We start from the raw sequence: 19,285 nt of genomic DNA, 5'->3' as shown, positions 1-19,285 counted from the left end.
GAGGGGGAGACGGTGGCGGAGATCAAGGAAGTCCGGCTGAAGAACGGCAAGACCCGGTACCGGTTCGTCATCGACGTCGGACGCGAGAACGGCCAGCGGAAGCAGCTCACTGTCACCTGCGACACCAAGACGGAGGCGAAGAACGAGTACGCCCGCCTCCGGCACGAACGCCGTACGGGACAGCTCATCCTTCCCAGCAAGATCACCGTCGCCGAGCTGGTCGCCGAGTACCTGAAGAGCAAGGCCGACGACCTTGAGGAGACGACGCTGGACGGGTACCGCAACCGTCTCGTGCACGCTGTCGAGTACCTCGGCAACATCCGCGTCCAGGCCCTCACCGACGATGACGTCGAGGAGTGGGTGGCGTGGCTGCTCGTGTCCGCACGGCGCCGGGGCGGGCAGAAGGGCACCGGGCTGCGCGCAACGACCGTGGACGGCGTCCTCGGGCGCTTTCGCGCGGTCCTGCGCTACGGCGTCCGCAAGCGGTACGTCGCCCGGAACGTCGCCGAGTACATCGACGTCCCCCGCAAGGCTCGCAAGGCCGACCGGCGGGAGAACCGGCGTGCCGAGCCCTGGAATGTCGTAGAGGTGAAGGAGTTCGTCGTCGGCGCCCGCGACGACCGGCTGTTCGCGCCTCTGCTGCTGTCCCTGATGGGGATGCGGCCCGCCGAGGTGGCCGGCCTCCGCTGGACGGACCACGTCGACTTCACCGCGGGCACCCTCGCGGCCGGCGCCAACACCCGCACGATGCTCCGCAACTCGAAGACGATCGAGAAGGACGCGAAGACGGAGGCGGGCGACCGCACGCTTCCGCTGCCCGAGCCGGTCAAGCTGGCGCTGATGAACTTCCGGCTGCTCCAGGAAGCCGAGCGGGCCACGATGGGCGCCGACTACGTCGAGTCGGGCTACGTCTTCGTGGACGAGATCGGCCAGCCGCTCACCACCCGAGACCTGCGGACGGCCGCGTACCGGCTCATGGAGCGCCTGGAACTGCGCCGGGTGCGGCTGTACGACGCCCGGCACTCGTGCCTGACGTTCCTCGCGGTGAACGGCGTCCCGGACGTCGTCCTCGCCGCGTGGGCAGGGCACACGCACGCCTCCTTCACCAAGAGGAAGTACGTGCACCCGACCGCTGCCGACATGGGCGCGGCCGTGACCCACCTGAACGACTTGCTCGGGGTGGCAGATCCGTCTCCCGAGACCCCGATGTGAGAGGAAGTGAGAAGTTCGTGATCACCTAGGACGATAAACGGCTTCTGACCAGGACTTGAGGCGAAACCGGTAGAGCACGTCTGCGACTCTAACCGCGGGTCAGGTCCCCCGCGCCCGTTCGACGCAGGACGCGCAGGGAGCCGGTCACCGAGACCTCGGTGAACGCGCCGGACGCGAGCGCCCTGAGGTACACGCGGTACGGGGCCTGTCCCGTGAACTCGTCCACCGGGTCCGGGAACACGTCGTGGATGACGAGCAGCCCGCCCTCCGCGACGTGCGGCGCCCACCCCTCGTAGTCCGCGCCCGCGTGCTCGTCGGTGTGGCCGCCGTCGACGAAGACGAGGCCGAGCGGCGCCCGCCAGAGGGCCGCGGCCTGCGGCGAACGGCCGACCAGCGCGACCACGTGGTCCTCAAGACCGGCCCGGCGCAGGGTGCGCCGGAAGGCGGGGAGGGTGTCCATCACGCCCAGTTCGGGGTCGACCGTCTCCGGGTCGTGGTACTCCCAGCCCGGCTGCTGCTCCTCGCTGCCGCGGTGGTGGTCGACGGTGACGGCGGTGACGCCGCAGCGGCGGGCCGCGTCGGCCAGCAGGACCGTGGAGCGGCCGCAGTACGTGCCGACCTCCAGCAGCGGCAGCCCCAGCCGGCCCGCCGCCAGGGCCGCCGCGTACAGGGCGAGCCCCTCGTCGGCGGGCATGAACCCCTTCGCGCCCTCGAAGGCGGCGAGGATCTCGGGGGAGGGGGAGGCTGCTGCGGGCGGCATGCGCGTTCCTTCGGCGGTTCGGGGCGGGGCGGTGCTGTGACGGGGACGGCCGCCCATGCTGCCGCACCCCCTGCCGGGACGGAGACAGGGGGTGCGGCGGCAGCGGGACGGCAGCGGTCAGGCCGGGACCGTCTCGCTCGGCAGGGGCAGGTCCAGATCGACCGGGTCACCCGCGCCGGTATGGGTCGCCGCATGGGCCAGCGGTCCGTGCCCCGCCGCGCGGGCGGCCAGGACGTACGGCCCTCCGGCGGGCACCGCCAGCGCGTAACTGCCGTCGGAGGCGGACAGGGTCGCGCCCGCCTGGCGGCCGTGCCGGTCGATCAGCGTGACCTTGGCCCGCGCCACCGGCGCGCCGTCCGCCGCCAGCACCCGGCCGCGGAAGCCCCGCAGCACCTCCTCGGCGCGGGCCAGGTTGGCGTCCTCCTCGCTGCTCGCGCGCAACTGCGTGACGGCCGACGGGCGGCGCCGGGGCAGGAAGAACGCGAAGACCAGTCCGCCGAAGACCGCCGCGGTCGCGATGAGGAAGGAGACGCGGAAGCCGTGCATCGTGGGGACGGCGACGCCCCCGGTGGCGTCGGAGGCCCGCGCCGTGTTGGCCAGCACCATGCCGACGACGGCACTCGACACCGACGTACCGATGGACCGCGCGAGCGTGTTGAGGCCGTTGGCCGCGCCCGTCTCCGAGGCCGGGACCGCGCCGATGATCAGGGCGGGGAGCGACGAGTACGCGAGGCCGATACCGGCGCCGAGCAGCACCGCGGTGACGATGGTCTGCCAGGCCGCGCTCATCAGGCCGAGGCCCCCGCCGTAGCCGATCGCAATGATGATCAGGCCCGTGATGAGCGTGGTGCGCGGACCGTAGCGGGCCGCCAGCCGCGCGTACACCGGCGCCGTGAACATCATCGTCAGGCCCAGCGGAGCGACGCAGAGCCCGGCCACGACCATCGACCGGCCGAGGCCGTAGCCGGTCGCGGCCGGAAGCTGGAGGAGCTGGGGGAGGACGAGGGAGACGACGTAGAAGCTGACACCGACCATGACCGAGGCGAGGTTGGTGAGGAGCACCTCGCGGCGTGCGGTGGTGCGCAGGTCGACGAGGGGGGCCGCCAGGCGCAGCTCCATCAGGCCCCACAGGACGAGGACGACGGCCGCGGCGGCGAAGAGGCCGAGGGTGGTCGGCGACGACCAGCCCCAGTCGCTGCCCTTGGTGATGGGGAGCAGGAACAGGACCAGGCCGACGGAGAGGCCGAGCGCGCCCGGCAGGTCGAAGGAGCCGCGGGCACGCAGCGGGGACTCCGGTACGGCGAGCAGGGTGAGGGCGATGGAGACGACACCGAGGCCGGCGGCGCCGTAGAACAGGGCGTGCCAGTCGGCGTGCTGGGCGACGAGGGCGGCGGCGGGCAGCGCGAGGCCGCCGCCGACGCCGATCGAGGAACTCATCAGCGCCATCGCCGAGCCGAGGCGCTCGGGCGGGAGCATGTCGCGCATCAGACCGATGCCGAGGGGTATCGCGCCCATCGCGAAGCCCTGGAGGGTACGGCCGACGATCATGGGGAGCAGGGCCGCGGTGAACGCGCTGACCAGCGCGCCCACCACCATCACGGCGAGGCTGAGGATCAGCATGCGCCGCTTGCCGTAGAGGTCGCCGAGCCGGCCCATGATCGGGGTGGCGACGGCTCCGGAGAGGAGGGTCGAGGTCAGGACCCAGGTGGCGTTGCTGGGCGTGGTGTCCAGCAGTCGGGGCAGGTCCTTGATGACCGGGACGAGCAGGGTCTGCATCACCGCGACGACGATGCCCGCGAAGGCGAGGATCGGGACGGTGGCCCCGCTCGCCCTCCGCTTGGGTTCGCCGGTCGTCGTGTGAATCATCGAGAGAGGTCCTCCGGGCCGAGGGTGAGCAGCTGAACGCGCTGTGTGCACAGGGTGTGTGTATGCCCAACCTCGTATGCCGAGGCACCTATTCCGTTGCTTCGTGTCGCTAAGTAATTCTTGACCTTCTCTTGAGGAAGGCCGTCGTTTCGGGCCGTCGTTCCTCGGGGGTTCAGAGGGGGGTCCGAGGGGGGTTAGACCCAGCCCCGGTCGCGGGCCTCGCGCAGGGCCTCCGCGCGGTTGCGGGTGCCGGTCTTGCCGATGGCCGCAGAGAGGTAGTTGCGGACGGTCGACTCGGAGAGGTGCAGGACGGCGGCGATGTCGGCGACGGTGGCACCGTCCGCGGCGGCGGCGAGGACGTCGCGCTCGCGGGGGGTGAGCGGGTCGGGGCCCGCGCTGAGCGCGGCGGCGGCGAGCGCGGGGTCGACGACGGTCTCGCCGGCGAGCACGCGGCGGATCGTGCCGGCCAGTTCCTCGACCGGGCCGTCCTTGACGAGGAACCCCGCGGCGCCGGCCTCCATGGCGCGGCGGAGATAGCCGGGACGGCCGAAGGTGGTGAGGATCAGCACCCGGCACCCCGGGGCGCGGTCGCGCAGTTCGGCGGCGGCGTCGAGACCGCTCAGGCCCGGCAGCTCGATGTCGAGCAGGGCGACGTGGGGGTGGTGCGCGAGTACGGCGCCGACGACGGCGTCACCGGTGGCCACCTGCGCGACGACCTCGATGTCGTCCTCCATGCCGAGCAGCAGCGCCAGCGCGCCGCGCATCATGCCCTGGTCCTCGGCGAGGAGCACACGGATGAGCGTCCGGTCGTCGGTCACGGGATCAGGGTAGGCCGTCGGTGATGGTGTCAGGGCGGGTCGTCGGAGACGGCGTCAGGGCGGGGCGTCGGTGACGGCGTCACGGCAGGTCGTCGGTGACGGCGTCACGGTAGGCGGGAACGAGCGGACGGGACCCGGAGTGCGGACCCAGCGGCAGCTCCGCCCGGACCACGAACCCCCCGCCCTCTCCCGCCCCGGCCGCCAACGAACCCCCCGCCGCCGCGAGCCGCTCCCGCAGCCCGATCAGCCCCGTACCGGTCCCCGGGAAAGCACCGGCCGCCGTGCCGGCCGCGGCGCCGGGCACCCCCGCCCCGTCGTCCGCTCCGTCGTCCGCCCCGTCGTCCGTCACCGTCAGCCGTACCCACTCCCCGTCGCCCCGCACGGCGATCTCGCACCGGCCCGCCCCGCTGTGCCGTACGACGTTCGTGACCGCCTCCCGCACCACCCACCCCAGCAGGGCCTCGGCCCGCGGCGGCAGCGGCGGGCCGGACCGGTGCACCACCGGCAGCACGTCGGCCGCCGACAGAGCCGACCGTGCCCGGTCCAGCTCCGTGCCGAGGCTGCCCTCGCGGTATCCCGTCACCGCCTCCCGGACCTCCGTCAGCGCCTGCCGCCCCACCGCCTCGATGTCGGTGATCTGGGTGACGGCGGCGGACAGGTCGCGGGCGGACAGCCGACGGGCCGCCTCCGCCTTCACCACGATCACCGACAGCGTGTGGCCGAGCAGATCGTGCAGGTCACGGGAGAAGCGCAGCCGCTCCTCCGCGACCGCGCGCCGGGCCAGTTCCTCACGGGCGGCGCGCAGTTCCCGTACGGCGTCGGACAGACCGAGGATCGCCGCCGTCACCAGCGTCGACAGCAGGGTGCCGTAGGCGATGTTCAGCCCGGTCCAGCCGTCCTTGACGCCCGCGACGACCCCGGCCAGAGCCGCCAGCGTCCACGCCCACCGGCCCAGCCGCCGGCCGCGCAGCACGGCGCCCGTGGCGAGGCCGAGGAGCGGGAAGAACAGCAGCCAGGTACCGCCGTAGGCGATCCCCAGGGCGCAGGTCACCACGCCCAGCAGGACGAGCGCCGTCCGCGTCGAGGCCGCCCGGCGCCCGACGGGGTGGAAGGAACGGAAGGCGACGTAGACGTAGAGCGAGTTGAAGGCGAGCAGACCCAGGCCGCTGAGCAGGGGGTCGGACGTCTCGCCCTGGAAGATGTTGGAGAGGGAACCCAGCCCCAGCAGCAGCCAGGGCAGCAGGGCGAACGCCGTGGGCGGCCGGTCCGGCGAATCTCCCCCGGCGTCCTTCCGTGCGCGGGGGTCGCGGGCCAGGTCCCAGGAGTCCAGACGGCAGGAGAGCCGGCGCACAGCTCCCGGGCGGGCCCAGGTCGGGATCATTGATCGCTGCCTCATCTCTGCTCTGCTCTGCTCTTCTTCTCTTCTTGTCTTCTCTTCCCTCCTCGGATTCTCGGCGGGGCGTGCCACGCCCCGGCAGGGTCGTGCGTACGGGATTCGGCAGGACGAATGTCATGGTCACCCTGACCCGGATCACCCTGACCCGAGAAGAGGAGCCCCATGCCCATCGACGCGGCCGCGGCACTCGCCGCGGCCCCCCGCACCGCCGAGATCGCCTGGGACCACAAGGACGTGCAGCTCTACCACCTCGGCATCGGCGCCGGTGTCCCCGCCACCGGCCCCCGCGAGCTGCGCTACACGCTGGAGTCCCGGCTGCACGTGCTGCCGGGCTTCGCCACCGTCGCCGGGGGCGGGCCGCCCGGGGTGATCGAGGCACTGTCCGCGCCGGGCGTCGACGTCGACCTGGCCGCCGCGCTCCACGGCGGCCAGCGGCTGCGGCTGTGGCGGCCCCTGCCCGTACGGGGCACGGCGGCCGTCACCTCCCGCGTCACCGCCGTGTACGACAAGGGCCGGGCGGCCGTGCTGGTCCTGCGCAGGGAGGCGGCGGACTCCGACGGGCCGCTGTGGACCGACGAGGCCGAGGTCTTCGTACGCGGAGAGGGCGGCTGGGGCGGTGAACGCGGGCCCTCCACGCGGACGGCGGCACCCGAGGGGGAGCCCGACGCGGTCGTGGAACGGCCGGTGCGCGAGGACCAGGCGCTGCTGTACCGCCTGACCGGCGACTGGAACCCGCTGCACGCCGATCCGGAGTTCGCGGCCCGCGCCGGGTTCGACCGGCCGGTCCTGCACGGACTGTGCACCTACGGCGCCACGCTCAAGGCGGTCGTCGACACGCTGCTCGACGGGAACGTGCGCCGGGTGCGGGAGTACCGGGCGCGGTTCGCCGGGGTCGTGTACCCGGGGGAGACCCTGCGGGTGCGGATGTGGCGCGGCGGCGACGACGGCGACGGCGTACGGGTGGTGGTGACGGCCGCCGGACGGGGGGACGCCCCGGTGCTCGACGGCACGGTCGGCCTCGGCTGAAGGTGTGGCCCCGCCCGTCACCACGACGGGCGAGGCCACCTCCGGTGCCCTCAGGCGGCTGTGCCGGACTCCTCGGCGGGCTTGCGGTGACGGCCCTGCGGGGCCGTCTCACCGTCGTGGGCGGAGGTCCCGCCCCGGTGCCGGCCATGGCCCGGATCGGCCATCGCCTGAACGTCGGCACCGTCGGCCCACATCGGCTGGTTCGTGCTGGCGTCGTTCATCGGAAGGAATTCACCCCGTCAACCTGATCTTTCCTGCGGCCGGAGGAGTGTATCCAGCGCGCCTCCGGCCGAATCAGACGCCCGTGCCAACCGCGACTACTTCGTTACTTCGCAACGTCGCTACTTCCTTGCAAGGCGCGCCTGCGGGGCCTCCTGGAGGGGGACGGGCCGGGGAGCGGCGGACGAGGACGGCTCCGGCGGCGGCCCGGCCGCCGTACCGCCGTCCCCCTCCCGGAAGGCGGCCTCTTCCCGGAGGGCGGCCTCCCGCGCGTCGTCGGCGTCGATGTCGCCGAGGACCGCGAGGGACGCCACCCCGCACGGCGTCTGAGCCGTCGCGTACGGCAGCCGCAGCGTCCCGTCCGGCGCCCACCACCCGGCGCCCGCCAGCCAGCCGCGCGGCGCCGGGTACTGGTACAGCCGCCGCTCCACGGGCCGCCACACCCCGACCCAGCTGGCCGAAGGACCGTCCACCCGCAGCGCCACCGCGCACCGCTCCGGCGTCAGCACGTGCCCCGGCTGGATCGCGAACGGGTCGAGATCACGGTCCGGCAGCCGCAGGCACTCCGGGAAGCGGACCGGCAGCGTGCTGCCCACCACGCCCCAGCCCAGCCGGGGCCGGCCGGGGGACGGCGCGTCCGAGCGGACCATCAGCAGCCCGCTGTCCGGCGCGGCCAGCAGCAGCCGGTCGGCGCTGCCGGCGGCGAGCTGGAGCAGCGGGGTCACCTCCCCGCCCCGCTCCAGGTCCACGACGACCGCCTTGGCCGGCCCGTCGGCCTCCCGGTCCAGTACGAGTATCCGGCCCGTGCCGTCCAGCCACACCCCGCCCGAGCAGCGCCCCGGCACCTCGGCCAGGTGCTCGGGCCCGAAAGTGCCGCCCGCCACCAGCCACACGGACGCCGACCGCGGACCGGTCTCCAGGGCGTACGCCCGCTCCCCGTCCGGCGCGGGCGGCAGCAGCCGCAGCCGGTTGCCCTCGGGGCACTCCACCCCGCCGAGCGGCAGCTCACCGGTGCCGGGACCGGTCGGGTAGAGCAGCGTGAAGACGTGCCGGTCGGCCGCCCTGCGGTGGATCAGGACCCGTCCGTCGCCCATCGGCTGGACCTCGGTGCCGGGCTCCTCCGGCCGGTCGCCGGGCAGCGGTACCGCGTAGGGCTCCGGACCGTCCAGGGTCCAGCGCTCCGGGTAGCGCGCCCGATAGCCGCCCGCGAGGCGCGCGGCGTAGGCACCGTCAGCGGTGAGGGAACAGCCCGCCCGCGGCGGCCCGTCGTTCCCGTGGTCCGCCGAAGGCTCGATAGCACAGGCTGTCATCGTTCGGTCACCTCCGGCGACAGACGGTAGTTTTCGTACGCACAGACGTGGCACCGACGGTCGCCCCCTTCACACGAACGGGTGGCCGCGTAACGGTTCGCCTGTGGAAACAGAGACGGATGTGCCGACCCGGTCCGTACCCCGTCCGGGTCGTGCGGTGCCGGTACTGCGCCCGAGAACAGGCAGGTAGCCTTGGGCCCGTGCCCCGTCTGTCAGAAGTCATCGCCGCGCTGGAGAACCTGTGGCCCGCCGAGCGGGCCGAGTCCTGGGACGCGGTCGGCACGGTCGTGGGCGACCCCGGCCAGGAGATCTCCCGGGTCCTGTTCGCCGTCGACCCGGTCCAGGAGACCGTCGACGAGGCGGTGAAGCTGGGCGCCGGCCTGCTGGTCACCCATCACCCGCTCTACCTGCGCGGTACGACCACGGTCGCGGCGTCCACCTTCAAGGGCCGCGTGGTGCACACCCTGATCAGGAACGACATCGCGCTGCACGTCGCCCACACCAACGCCGACACCGCCGACCCGGGCGTCTCCGACGCGCTGGCCGGTGCCCTGGACCTGCGGGTCACGGGGCCGCTGGTGCCGGACGCGAGCGACCCCGCCGGCCGCCGAGGGCTGGGCCGCGTCTGCGCCCTTGACCACCCGCTGACCGTCCGCGAACTCGCCGCCCGCGCCGCCGAGCGGCTGCCCGCCACCGCGCAGGGCATCCGCGTCGCCGGCGACCCCGAGGCGCTCGTCCGCACGGTCGCCGTCAGCGGCGGCTCCGGCGACAGCCTCTTCGACCACGTACGGGCCGCGGGCGTGGACGCGTTCCTCACCGCGGACCTGCGTCACCACCCGGTGTCCGAGGCCCGCGCCCGGACACCTTCCCTCGCCCTGCTGGACGCCGCGCACTGGGCCACCGAACGGCCCTGGTGCGACCTGGCCGCGGCCCAGCTCGACGAGATCTCCGACCGGCACGGATGGGACCTGCGCGTCCACGTCTCGAACACGGTCACCGACCCCTGGACCGCCCACGCGGCGTCCGCCACTACCTCTAACGCACTGGGAGCCCCCAACTGAACGCCGCGCCCGCCGACCAGATCCGACTCCTCGACGTCCAGGCACTCGACGTCCGCCTCCAGCAGCTCGCGCACAAGCGGAAGTCCCTGCCCGAGCACGCGGAACTGGAGTCGCTGAGCAAGGACGCCACCCAGCTGCGCGACCTCCTCGTCGCCGCGCAGACCGAGGAGAGCGACTGCGCCCGCGAGCAGACCAAGGCCGAGCAGGACGTGGACCAGGTGCGTCAGCGCGCCGTCCGCGACCAGCAGCGCCTGGACTCCGGTGCCGTCACCTCCCCCAAGGACCTGGAGAACCTCCAGCGCGAGATCGCCTCCCTCGCCAAGCGCCAGGGCGACCTGGAGGACGTCGTCCTGGAGGTCATGGAGCGCCGCGAGTCCGCGCAGGAGCGGGTCGGTGAGCTGACCGAGCGGGTTGCCTCCGTCCAGTCGAAGATCGACGACGCGACCGGCCGCCGGGACGCCGCGTTCGAGGAGATCGACGGCGAGGCCGCCTCGGTCACCAAGGAGCGCGAGGTCGTCGCCGGTTCCGTCCCGGCGGACCTCCTCAAGCTCTACGACAAGCTCCGCGAGCAGCAGGGCGGCATCGGCGCGGCCAAGCTGTACCAGCGCACCTGCCAGGGCTGCCGCCAGGAGCTGGCCATCACCGACATCAACGAGATCCGCTCGGCGGCGCCCGACACGGTGGTGCGGTGCGAGAACTGCCGCCGCATCCTGGTGCGTACGTCCGACTCGGGCCTGTAGGCCCACCGGTGGCGGCGGTCGTGCGGGAGTTCGTGGTCGAGGCGGACGGCGGGTCGCGGGGGAACCCCGGCCCCGCCGGGTACGGCGCGGTGGTGCGGGACGCGGCGACGGGCGAGACGCTGGTCGAGGCCGCCGAGTACCTCGGTGTCGTCACCAACAACGTCGCCGAGTACCGGGGGCTGCTGGCCGGACTGCGCGCCGCGCACGGCCTGGACCCGTCGGCGTCGGTCCATGTCCGGATGGACTCCAAGCTCGTCGTCGAGCAGATGTCGGGCCGCTGGAAGATCAAGCACCCCGACATGAAGCCGCTCGCCACCGAGGCCCGGTCGGTCTTCCCGCCCGGCCGGGTGACGTACGAGTGGATCCCGCGAGCGAGCAACAAACACGCGGACCGGCTGGCCAACGAGGCGATGGACGCGGGGGCGCGCGGCGAGCGGTGGTCGCCGTCGAATTCGACGGCGGAACTGGACACAGGGCCGACCGCGTCTACGCCGGCGGCGGAACTGGTCACAGGGGGGACCGTGTCTACGCCGGCGGCGGAACTGGGCAGAGGGGCGACGGCGTCCACGCCGGCGGCGCCTGACGCCACAGCTGCCGCCGAGGCCCCGGGGGCACCCGCCGCGCGTGCCGCATCCGATGTGCGTGCCGCGGAGACCGTGGCGACCCCCGGCTGGGGGCCGCCGGACATGGGCGCCCCCGCCACCTTCGTCCTCCTCCGGCACGGCGAGACGCCGCTCACGCCGCAGAAGCGCTTCTCGGGCAGCGGCGGCAGCGACCCGTCCCTGTCGGACGTCGGCCGGGATCAGGCCGAGCGGGTCGCCGCCGCGCTGGCCCGGCGCGGCACGGTGCAGGCGATCGTCTCCTCGCCGCTGACCCGCACCCGGGAGACCGCCGGCATCGTCGCCGCCCGGCTGGGTCTGGACGTGACGGTCGAGGAAGGACTGCGCGAGACGGACTTCGGCGCCTGGGAGGGCCTGACCTTCGCCGAGGTGCGCGAGCGCTGGCCCGACGACCTGAACGCCTGGCTGACCTCGCCGGACGCCGAACCCACCGGCGGCGGCGAGAGCTTCGCGGCGACCGGAGCCCGGGTCGCCGCGACCCGCGACAAACTGGTCACGGCGTACGCGGGCCGTACGGTCCTGCTGGTGTCGCACGTGACGCCGATCAAGACCTTCGTCCGGCTGGCCCTCGGCGCCCCGCCCGAGTCCCTCTTCCGCATGGAACTGTCGGCGGCGTCGCTGTCGGCGGTGGCGCACTATGCCGACGGCGGTGCCAGCGTCAGGCTCTTCAACGAGACGTCGCACCTGCGCTGAGCGCGGCGGCCTCGCGGGCCAGCGTCTCCACCCGGCCCCAGTCCCGCCCGGCGATGGCGTCCTTCGGCAGCATCCAACTGCCGCCGACGCAACCGACGTTGGGGAGGGCGAGGTACGCGGGCGCCGACCCGAGGCCGATCCCTCCCGTGGGGCAGAACCGGGCCTGCGGCAGCGGCGAGGCGAGTGCCTTGAGGTAGGCGGTACCGCCGGCGGCCTCCGCCGGGAAGAACTTCATCTCCGTCACCCCGCGTTCCAGCAACGCTACGACCTCCGAGGTGGTCGACACCCCCGGCAGGAACGGCAGCCCGGAGCCCCGCATCGCCTCCAGCAGCGTCTCCGTCCACCCGGGGCTGACCAGGAACCGCGCCCCGGCTGCCACGACGTCACTCACCTGAACGGGAGTGACCAGCGTCCCCGCCCCCACGACGGCCTCCGGCACCTCCGCGCTGATCGCCCGTATCGCGTCGAGCGCGGCGGGTGTGCGCAGCGTGACCTCGATGGCAGGAAGCCCCCCGGCGACCAGCGCCCGCGCGAGCGGCACGGCGTCGGCGAGATCCTCGACCACCACGACGGGAACGACGGGCGCGAGCCCGAGGACGGAAGCGGGAACAGGGGAGGGGGAGGGTGAGGGGGCAGGGGCAGGGGCAGGGGCAGGGGCAGGGGCAGGGGAGGGCAGCGCAGACGAGGTCATGCCTTCATCTTCGCCACGAGAAGCACCCTGCGCAAAGCCCATTGCGCAGGGTGCAACGAACAGAGTACGTCAGTGCACCTCGTCGACCAGCACGTCCAGTGACCAGGGCCGCCCGGCCCTGGCCGGCGCCTCGGCCTCGACGACGTACCCGAGATCCCGCAGCGCCTCGACCAGCTCGGCCGGAGTGCCCGGTGAGACGTCCTCCACCAGCAGACTCCGTACGATCCGCCCCTTGGTCGCCTTGTTGAAGTGGCTGACGACCTTGCGGGTCGGCGCGTGCAGCACGCGCACGGTCGCCGTCCGTCCGGCGACGTCCCCCTTGGGCTTCCAGGCGGCCGCGTACGCCGACGAGCGCAGGTCAAGGACCAGCCGGTCCCCGGCGGCCTCGGGCATGACCTCGGCCATCGGCCCCCGCCAGTGCGCGGCGAGCGCCCCGATCCCGGGCAGCCTGACGCCCATCGAGCACCGGTAGGAGGGAATCAGGTCACCGACGCCGACGGCCCCCCACAGCCCGGAGAAGACGAGCAGCTCACGCCCGGCCCGCCGCTCGGCGGCCGGGCCGAGGGAGCCCAGTCCCAGGGCGTCGTACAGCACCCCCGTATAGACCTCCCCGGCGGGACGGGCCCCGGCGGTCCGCAGCCCGGCGTTCTTGGCGACCTCGCCCCGCAGCCCCTCGCTCAGCCCGAGCACCTCGCGGGCCTTCTCCTCGTCGCCGGCACACAGTTCGACCAGCTCGCCGAGGACGGCCGCACGGGCCTCGGCGAGTCCGGGCAGCGACAGGGACCCCGGCTCCAGCGGGACGCCCCGCCCGGACGATGCCTTCCCCTCGGACGGCGGCAGCAGGACAAGCACACGTACTCCTCGCATCTGGTTCCGGGCCCTGGGCCCCAGGAAAGGGTACGGGCCCCGCTCGTGCGCGGGGCCCCACGCTCTCCCCGACCCCTTCGCCTTCGACCTGGACACCGTGGACTTCCTCTGACGCGGGCCCGGTACCATGGTCCACACGGCAGACGAGCCGGGCGGGCGGCCGCGTGGAGTCCCTCAGGGGGCTTCCCGAGGAACGTCCGGGCTCCACAGGGCAGGGTGATGGCTAACGGCCACCCGGGGTGACCCGCGGGACAGTGCCACAGAAAGCAGACCGCCGGGGACCTCGGTCCTCGGTAAGGGTGAAACGGTGGTGTAAGAGACCACCAGTGCCCAGGGCGACCTGGGCAGCTAGGTAAACCCCACCCGGAGCAAGGTCAAGAAGGAGGGCCTCCTCGCAAGAGAGGCACCTCTGCGCGGATGTTCGAGGGCGGCCCGCCCGAGTCCGCGGGTAGACCGCTGGAGGCCAGTGGCAACGCTGGTCCTAGATGGATGGCCGTCGCCGGACGGTCCGCGAGGACCGCCCGGAACAGAACCCGGCGTACAGCCCGACTCGTCTGCCCTCTCCTGTGTCCGACCCCTTCAGTTGATCACGTACCGTGAGTAACCTCGGTCCGGCAACAGCGGGGCGTGACGGTTGACTTGACATGCTCATGACTTTGTCGACCCGGTCCCGCGCAGCCAAGGACGAGACCGAGGGGGAAACACAGATGTCCATACCAGGCTTACGCCGCGACCGTGGAAGACAGACCCGAAGATCGATCATGTGGCGCCGCGCCCTGTCGGGCGTGACGGTGGCCGGCACGGTGGCCGCGCTCGCGCTCACGGCCACGGCACCGACCGCCGCCGCGAAGGAGAAGGCGGACGGCGACCTCACCACCGGAATGACCGAGGGCCGGGTGACGAAACTGGTCACCGACACCCCGGACAGCGCGGGCAACCTGAAGGTCGAGCTGTCCAACGGCATGGTCGTGGCGATCCCCGCCGCCCAGAAGGACCTCGTGATGGACCGGGCCGCCGAACAGGCGGACGAGGTCCACACCGAGGGCACCGTCTACGGGAACTGCGGCAGCTCGTACATCGAGCTGGAGCAGAAGTCCAACCGCCACCCGCTCGCCGTCAGGACCGGGTTCAAACTCAACCAGCCGGCCGTCGGCTACGCGTGGTTCGCCACCGTCGTCGGCACCGACTACCTCCACGAGTACACCGACAGCGGCGTCCTGCTCCTCGACAGCAGCTGGGACGGGGGCTACGAGAGCGACGAGGACGAGGCCGAGGGCATCTACACGGCCGTCGTCGACCCGGGCGTATCGAGCGCCGTCCTGTGGAACGGCGGTGTCTGCTACAGCGGAGGCCCCACCGACGCCGAGTACCTGACCGAACCTAAGGCCGACTGCCTGGAGGACGTACCGGCCGGAGCGGTCACCTCCGGCGGCGGCTGGATCCGCAACACCACCGTCACCGTCGCGCAGCGCAACAAGACGACCAACCCGCCGGGGCTGCCCGGTGACCGCCCCTACCTCGCCCAGGCCTGCCTCAGCACGCCCCTCGGCACGGGCAGCGGCGCGGCCGGGGACATCACCGGCTGGCAGGACGCGCGGATCTTCGTCGCCGCCAACGCTCCCGGGACCGCCATCGCCCGCTGCCACCTCATCGCCAACATACTCGGCGGCAAGGGGCGGATCCTGGACGGCGGACAGGCCAACCTCGTGCCGTGCTGGCAGGTGGGGATGAACACCGGAACACCCAGCATGCGGACGTACGAGGCACAGGTGCAGGCGGCGGTGACGGCCACCACCATGGGACCGAACGACGCCGTCTTCTACGAGGTGACACCCAACTACCGCAACGGCACCAGCACGATCCCCTGGGGCGTCACCATGAGCGCCACGATCCAGCGCGCCGACGGTACGACACAGCCGCTGTTCAGTGGCATCGTCATCACCAACACCCAGGCCGCCAGCGGCCTCAACCTCGGCAACTGAGCACCGGCCGACGCACACCGACGGGACGCAGCAATGGGCCGTACCACTCCTCCGCGGCCGGTCGACGTGACCGCGGTCGTACCCGGGCTCGCCCCGTCGGCCCGCACGGCGATCCGGCTGCATCCGCGCGCCGGGTCGCCGTCGCCGTCACCGCACGAGAGTTCGGTCGGCGGGCCGCTGCTGTGGCCCGCCGACGAGCCGTGGCCGCACTGCGACGGCCCGCACCCGCCGGACGGCAACCCCGCCACCTCACCGGCCGACGTGCGCCTGCGCCGGCGGATCAGAGCGGCAGCGGCGTCCCGCTCCCCGGGCCGGCCCCGCTACACCGCCGAGGAGAAGGCGGCCGACGAACGGATCGGCGTCGGTCACCCCTGGCCGGACGGCCCGGTCGCCCTGCTGCCCGTGGCCCAGTTGTACGTACGGGACATCCCGTCGACGTACGCGCCGGAACGGGCCGACCTGCTCCAGGTCCTGTGGTGCCCCTTCGACCACCCGTCGGACCCCAAGCCCAGGACCGAGCTGTTCTGGCGGTCCGCCACCGCGGTCGAGGACGTGCTGACCGCACCCCCGGAGCCGGCCGTGGCGCAGCTCGCCGGGTACGTGCCGGAGCCGTGCCTCCTCCACCCCGAGCGCGTCACGGAGTACCCCGACTCCATGGAGCTGAGTGAGGAGCTGCGCGAGGTACTGGGGGACTGGAACACGTGGGCGGCGGCCCAGGCCGTCCCGGACAGCTACTACGAGCCCGCCCCGGAGGAGTTCTACCGCAACGAACTGTCCATCGCCCCTGGCTGGAAGACCGGCGGCTGGACACGCTGGGGCCTCACCGACCCCGTCCCCCGGCCCTGTCCCGAATGCGGCAGCGAGATGTCCCCCCTGCTGACCATCGCCTCGGCCGAGTGGGACGACGGCACCCGAAGCTGGATGCCGTACGAGGACCAGGACGCCACCGCCCACCCGACCATGCTGGAACTCGCCGGAGGCTACGACCTACAGCTGTACACCTGCCCGACCTCCCCGGACCATCCGCACACCGGGCTGCTTCAATGAGCGACGCGTACCCTCTCTCCGTGGACAAGCCGCGCAGCCTGTCGGCACTGGTGCGTCAGCCGAACAACCCTTCCAGATCCAGCTCCCCCGCCCCGTCCTCCCCGAACAGCCCGTCCTTCTCGCCCAGTTCCGCCAGTTTCTCCAGGGACGGCATGTTCACCTCGGACACCCAGGCGGGGAGCATCAGGTGGGCGCGGGTCTCCGCGTCGATCTTTGTGTACTCCGTGAGGATCTTGCGGGCCTCCTCCGGGTTGGCCCTGGCATAGTCGAGGGACTCCCTCATCGCCGCCGCGAAGTTCTTCACCAGCTCCGGGTTCTCCTGCTGGAGTTTGCTCGACGTGAAGTACGTCGCCACCGTCAGTCGCGGGTCCGTCTCCGCGAAGGGGGAGGCGATGACACGCGCGCCCTGCGCCTTCGCGAGAGTCTGGGACGGTTCTCCCATCCACGCCGCGTCCACCCGGCCGTCGGCCAGCGCGGCCGGCATCTGGTCGAAGGGGATCTCGACGAATTTCACCTTCGACGGATCGCCGCCGGCCAGCCGGACCGACTCCCGGACCGTGGTGTCGCCGATGTTCTTGAGCGCGTTGACCGCGACCTTCTGGCCCTCCAGTTCCTTCGCCGACTCCAGCGGGCTGTCCTTGCCGACGACCACCCCCGTCACGTCGCCGCCGGGCTGGCCGTTGGACGCCGCGCCGTTGGCCACCGACTTCACCGGTACGCCCTTGGTCTGGGCGATCATCAGCGACGTCGTGTTGCTGAAGCCGAACTGGAACTGTCCGCTCACCACGCTCGGCACGATCGCCGCGCCGCCCTGTGCGGCGACCGTTTCGACGTCGATGCCGTGGTCGCCGAAGAAGCCCATCTTCTCGCCCAGGTAGAGCGGGGCCACGTCGACGATCGGGATGATGCCGACCCTCACTTTCGTCGTCTTCGTCGCCTCGGCGCCGTCGTCCGAGTCGTTCGAGGAGCCGCACCCTGTTGCTGCGGCCAGTATCAGCACGGCCGCGCCGAGGGCTGTCACACGCATACGCCTGAGCCTCATGGACATCCTCCGAATCAGTGACGGTGCGTCAGCAATGTATAGACGCGGCCCCCTTCTGTCAGTACCGCAAGCCGCCGTAAATGGGATGCGGTCGTCAGCCGCGCCGGTCTACGTTTCTCCTGTTCGAAGGGGGAATCACGTGGCGAAGCTGAACCAGATCATCGCTGTCGAGAAGGGCGTCAGAGCCAAGTCGCTCCAGGACGTCACCGCCGCGCACCAGAAGGTGCAGAAGCCCGCGCTGCTGGCCGGAATCGCGCGGACGTACCAGCCGAAGGACGAGGAGGGCGAGCAGTTGCCGCCCGAGTCGACCCGGGTGCAGGTGCAGGCGGAGGACGTGCTGCGGGAGACCGCCGCGTCGCTGACCCGGCTGTTCGACGTCACCGCGACCAAGGACTGGGCCAACCGCACGGCCCGCGCGGACGTCGTCGTCGACGGGCGGACGATCCTCGCCGAGGTGCCGGTCGGCTACCTGCTCTTCCTGGAGAAGCAGCTCGGCGAGGTGCAGGCCTTCGTCAAGAAGCTGCCGGTCCTCGACGCCGCCGAGTCCTGGGCCCTCGACCCGTCCACCGACTGGTGGAAGACCGAGCCGGTCCGCACGATCCGTACGAAGAAGGTGCCGCGCAACCACGTCAAGGCGGAGGCCACGGAGAAGCACCCGGCGCAGGTCGAGGTGTACCACGAGGACGTACCGATCGGGTACTGGACCACCGTGAAGTTCTCCGGCGCCCTGCCCGCCCGCCGGGTCAACGAACTCGTCGAGCGCGTCGAGAAGCTCCAGCAGGCCGTGAAGTACGCCCGCGAGGAGGCCAACGGCGCCGAGGTCATCGACCAGCGCGCCGGGGACGCCGTCTTCGGTTACCTCTTCGGGTGACCGACCGCCCCCCCCAAGAACGCCCCCGTACATGAGCACGGGGGTGCGCAAGCTGAAACTGAACGAACGATTCAGCCTCAGTCGTCAGACTCAGACTCTCGCTCCAGCTTCAGCATCGCCGCCGATCGCCGGGCAACGGCGGCCGGACGAACGCCGTCGGATGGGAGTTCGAATCTCTCCTGCACCGCTGCGTGGTGCGGTAGTTCAAAGGAAGAACACGACGGCCTGACGAATGATCCGGCCGCCCGAAGCCACCGGCGTGCGCATCAGGTGGCATTCCCAGGGGCCCGGGAGCAGGCTACGCTCCCGGGCTCCGTCACCCGGCAGGGTGGCTCACGCGGGGCCCGGTGACCGCCTCGCCACCTTCTCCAGGTGCCGCCCGAAGACCTCCCGCGCCTGGGGCGTCAGCGTCCGCAGCGCCACCAGGGCCGTGACGGCCACGTCGCACAGTTCCGACTCGACGTCCTGCCAGGTGTGGGTGACGCCCTTGCGCGGGTTCTGGCCCGTCGCGCCGATCACCGCCTCCGCGACCTCGCCGACCTCCTCCGAGAGCTTCAGCATCCGCAGCAGCAGGCCCTCGCGGCCCGACCGCTCGGGCTGGTCCCGTTCCAGCCAGTGCCACAGGTCGTCGATCGTGGAGAAGAGGTGGTCGGTGGTGCGGTGTTCGTCGGTCATGCCGGGCAGCCTGCCACGCCCGGCAGCCTGCCACGGCCGCCCGCGGACCGGGGAGCGGCTCGGTCGAACGTCGGAGCGGCTCAGTCGAACGTCGACTCGCGGTCCGTCTCCGCCGCCTTCCGCACCCGCTTGTTCCGGCCGCCCACCACGACCGCCGTCGCCGCGGCCGTCACCGCGAGCGCCACCGGCACCATCCAGTTCCGGTTGACCGCGTGGCCGAGGGCCGCGTCCAGGGAGAGGCGTCCCGGGCCCGCGACCGCGAGACCCGCCGCCGTCAGGCCCAGCGACGCGGCGTACTCGTAGCCGCCGCCCTGCGCGAAGAAGCCGTTCGGCGCGTGCACGGCCGCCGCACCCGCCATCGCGCCGGCCGCCGCCGCACCGGCCGCCGG

The 19,285-nt window shown here is 72.5% G+C and carries 18 protein-coding genes, 1 other RNA gene and 1 pseudogene; 9 read left to right on the top strand and 11 right to left on the bottom strand.

Features of this window, described 5'->3' with window-relative positions; genetic code table 11:
• Positions 1–12: 12 nt before the first annotated feature.
• A complete protein-coding gene (locus tag UW392_RS59465) occupies positions 13–1,212 on the top strand; it encodes a tyrosine-type recombinase/integrase (protein ID WP_320783840.1) in 1,200 nt (399 codons plus the stop codon).
• A gap of 88 nt (positions 1,213–1,300) precedes the next feature.
• On the opposite strand, the gene UW392_RS59460 is transcribed toward UW392_RS59465, so the two are convergent.
• The 4 genes from UW392_RS59460 to UW392_RS59445 form a co-directional block, all read right to left on the bottom strand.
• Entirely contained in the window at positions 1,301–1,972 is a 672-nt protein-coding gene (locus UW392_RS59460) for a class I SAM-dependent methyltransferase (protein WP_320783839.1), read from the bottom strand.
• A gap of 117 nt (positions 1,973–2,089) precedes the next feature.
• Entirely contained in the window at positions 2,090–3,838 is a 1,749-nt protein-coding gene (locus tag UW392_RS59455; protein WP_320783838.1) for an MFS transporter, read from the bottom strand.
• A 194-nt stretch (positions 3,839–4,032) separates the two neighbouring features.
• The gene (locus tag UW392_RS59450) at positions 4,033–4,656 is read right to left on the bottom strand and encodes a response regulator transcription factor (RefSeq protein WP_320783837.1); all 624 of its coding nucleotides are present in this window, start codon (positions 4,654–4,656) and stop codon (positions 4,033–4,035) included.
• Between the two features lie 79 nt (positions 4,657–4,735).
• Positions 4,736–6,037, bottom strand: coding sequence for a histidine kinase (locus UW392_RS59445; protein ID WP_320783836.1), 1,302 nt, complete (start codon positions 6,035–6,037; stop codon positions 4,736–4,738).
• Between the two features lie 177 nt (positions 6,038–6,214).
• Here UW392_RS59445 and UW392_RS59440 point away from each other — a divergent pair, with 177 nt between their 5' ends.
• Positions 6,215–7,078 (top strand): MaoC family dehydratase, encoded by an 864-nt coding sequence (locus UW392_RS59440; protein WP_320783835.1) that lies wholly within the window; start codon positions 6,215–6,217, stop codon positions 7,076–7,078.
• Positions 7,079–7,128: 50 nt separating this feature from the next.
• Here UW392_RS59440 and UW392_RS59435 read toward each other — a convergent pair whose 3' ends face one another.
• Positions 7,129–7,299 carry a hypothetical protein gene (locus UW392_RS59435; RefSeq protein ID WP_320783834.1) on the bottom strand — a complete coding sequence of 57 codons (171 nt, stop codon included), beginning with the start codon at positions 7,297–7,299 and terminating at the stop codon, positions 7,129–7,131.
• A gap of 120 nt (positions 7,300–7,419) precedes the next feature.
• The gene (locus tag UW392_RS59430; RefSeq protein WP_320783833.1) at positions 7,420–8,607 is read right to left on the bottom strand and encodes a hypothetical protein; all 1,188 of its coding nucleotides are present in this window, start codon (positions 8,605–8,607) and stop codon (positions 7,420–7,422) included.
• A 200-nt stretch (positions 8,608–8,807) separates the two neighbouring features.
• Between UW392_RS59430 and UW392_RS59425 the strand changes: the two genes are divergently transcribed.
• Genes UW392_RS59425 through UW392_RS59415 form a run of 3 tightly spaced genes read left to right on the top strand, consistent with a single transcriptional unit; the run spans position 8,808 to position 11,721 of the window.
• The gene (locus UW392_RS59425) at positions 8,808–9,668 is read left to right on the top strand and encodes a Nif3-like dinuclear metal center hexameric protein (protein WP_320783832.1); all 861 of its coding nucleotides are present in this window, start codon (positions 8,808–8,810) and stop codon (positions 9,666–9,668) included.
• A complete protein-coding gene (locus UW392_RS59420; RefSeq protein WP_320783860.1) occupies positions 9,665–10,408 on the top strand; it encodes a zinc ribbon domain-containing protein in 744 nt (247 codons plus the stop codon). Before UW392_RS59425 ends, UW392_RS59420 begins: the two co-directional genes overlap by 4 nt.
• A 20-nt stretch (positions 10,409–10,428) precedes the next feature.
• Positions 10,429–11,721, top strand: a complete 1,293-nt coding sequence (locus tag UW392_RS59415) for a bifunctional RNase H/acid phosphatase (RefSeq protein WP_320783831.1) — start codon at positions 10,429–10,431, stop codon at positions 11,719–11,721.
• On the opposite strand, the gene eda is transcribed toward UW392_RS59415, so the two are convergent.
• The gene (eda, locus tag UW392_RS59410) at positions 11,696–12,412 is read right to left on the bottom strand and encodes a bifunctional 4-hydroxy-2-oxoglutarate aldolase/2-dehydro-3-deoxy-phosphogluconate aldolase (RefSeq protein WP_320783830.1); all 717 of its coding nucleotides are present in this window, start codon (positions 12,410–12,412) and stop codon (positions 11,696–11,698) included. The two genes, UW392_RS59415 and eda, sit on opposite strands and share 26 nt — an antisense overlap.
• Before the next feature lie 69 nt (positions 12,413–12,481).
• Positions 12,482–13,264, bottom strand: a complete 783-nt coding sequence (yaaA, locus tag UW392_RS59405) for a peroxide stress protein YaaA (RefSeq protein WP_320783829.1) — start codon at positions 13,262–13,264, stop codon at positions 12,482–12,484.
• A gap of 159 nt (positions 13,265–13,423) precedes the next feature.
• On the opposite strand from yaaA, the gene rnpB reads away from it, so the two are divergent.
• The 3 genes from rnpB to UW392_RS59390 all read left to right on the top strand — a co-directional run bounded on the left by rnpB (position 13,424) and on the right by UW392_RS59390 (position 16,308).
• An RNA gene (rnpB, locus tag UW392_RS59400) (RNase P RNA component class A) lies at positions 13,424–13,836 on the top strand.
• Positions 13,837–14,040: 204 nt separating this feature from the next.
• Complete coding sequence (locus tag UW392_RS59395) at positions 14,041–15,261, top strand: DNA/RNA non-specific endonuclease (RefSeq protein WP_320783828.1); 1,221 nt, start codon at positions 14,041–14,043, stop codon at positions 15,259–15,261.
• 33 nt (positions 15,262–15,294) lie between these two features.
• Entirely contained in the window at positions 15,295–16,308 is a 1,014-nt protein-coding gene (locus UW392_RS59390) for a hypothetical protein (protein ID WP_320783827.1), read from the top strand.
• Positions 16,309–16,363: 55 nt separating this feature from the next.
• Here the strand turns inward: UW392_RS59390 and UW392_RS59385 are convergent, their stop codons facing one another.
• A complete protein-coding gene (locus UW392_RS59385) occupies positions 16,364–17,335 on the bottom strand; it encodes an ABC transporter substrate-binding protein (RefSeq protein WP_320783826.1) in 972 nt (323 codons plus the stop codon).
• A gap of 154 nt (positions 17,336–17,489) precedes the next feature.
• On the opposite strand from UW392_RS59385, the gene UW392_RS59380 reads away from it, so the two are divergent.
• Entirely contained in the window at positions 17,490–18,221 is a 732-nt protein-coding gene (locus UW392_RS59380) for a hypothetical protein (RefSeq protein ID WP_320783825.1), read from the top strand.
• A gap of 333 nt (positions 18,222–18,554) precedes the next feature.
• On the opposite strand, the gene UW392_RS59375 is transcribed toward UW392_RS59380, so the two are convergent.
• Positions 18,555–18,896, bottom strand: a complete 342-nt coding sequence (locus UW392_RS59375) for a MazG-like family protein (protein WP_320783824.1) — start codon at positions 18,894–18,896, stop codon at positions 18,555–18,557.
• Positions 18,897–18,976: 80 nt separating this feature from the next.
• Positions 18,977–19,285 (bottom strand): annotated as a pseudogene (locus UW392_RS59370) (DoxX family protein); the annotation flags it as partial.

The organism is Streptomyces sp. CRN 30 (genome assembly GCF_034105845.1).
The sequence above is the reverse complement of the archived record's forward strand: the minus strand, read 5'-3'. Positions and strand labels throughout refer to the sequence as shown.

What these genes read in the sequence shown, in the direction of transcription:
- UW392_RS59430 (WP_320783833.1), bottom strand. Translation starts at nt 8,607, where the DNA reads ATGACAGCCTGTGCTATCGAGCCTTCGGCGGACCACGGGAACGACGGG.
- UW392_RS59460 (WP_320783839.1), bottom strand. Translation starts at nt 1,972, where the DNA reads ATGCCGCCCGCAGCAGCCTCCCCCTCCCCCGAGATCCTCGCCGCCTTC.
- UW392_RS59445 (WP_320783836.1), bottom strand. Translation starts at nt 6,037, where the DNA reads ATGATCCCGACCTGGGCCCGCCCGGGAGCTGTGCGCCGGCTCTCCTGC.
- UW392_RS59395 (WP_320783828.1), top strand. Translation starts at nt 14,041, where the DNA reads ATGTGGCGCCGCGCCCTGTCGGGCGTGACGGTGGCCGGCACGGTGGCC.
- UW392_RS59375 (WP_320783824.1), bottom strand. Translation starts at nt 18,896, where the DNA reads ATGACCGACGAACACCGCACCACCGACCACCTCTTCTCCACGATCGAC.
- UW392_RS59385 (WP_320783826.1), bottom strand. Translation starts at nt 17,335, where the DNA reads ATGCGTGTGACAGCCCTCGGCGCGGCCGTGCTGATACTGGCCGCAGCA.
- UW392_RS59455 (WP_320783838.1), bottom strand. Translation starts at nt 3,838, where the DNA reads ATGATTCACACGACGACCGGCGAACCCAAGCGGAGGGCGAGCGGGGCC.
- UW392_RS59390 (WP_320783827.1), top strand. Translation starts at nt 15,295, where the DNA reads ATGGGCCGTACCACTCCTCCGCGGCCGGTCGACGTGACCGCGGTCGTA.
- eda (WP_320783830.1), bottom strand. Translation starts at nt 12,412, where the DNA reads ATGACCTCGTCTGCGCTGCCCTCCCCTGCCCCTGCCCCTGCCCCTGCC.
- UW392_RS59435 (WP_320783834.1), bottom strand. Translation starts at nt 7,299, where the DNA reads ATGAACGACGCCAGCACGAACCAGCCGATGTGGGCCGACGGTGCCGAC.
- UW392_RS59440 (WP_320783835.1), top strand. Translation starts at nt 6,215, where the DNA reads ATGCCCATCGACGCGGCCGCGGCACTCGCCGCGGCCCCCCGCACCGCC.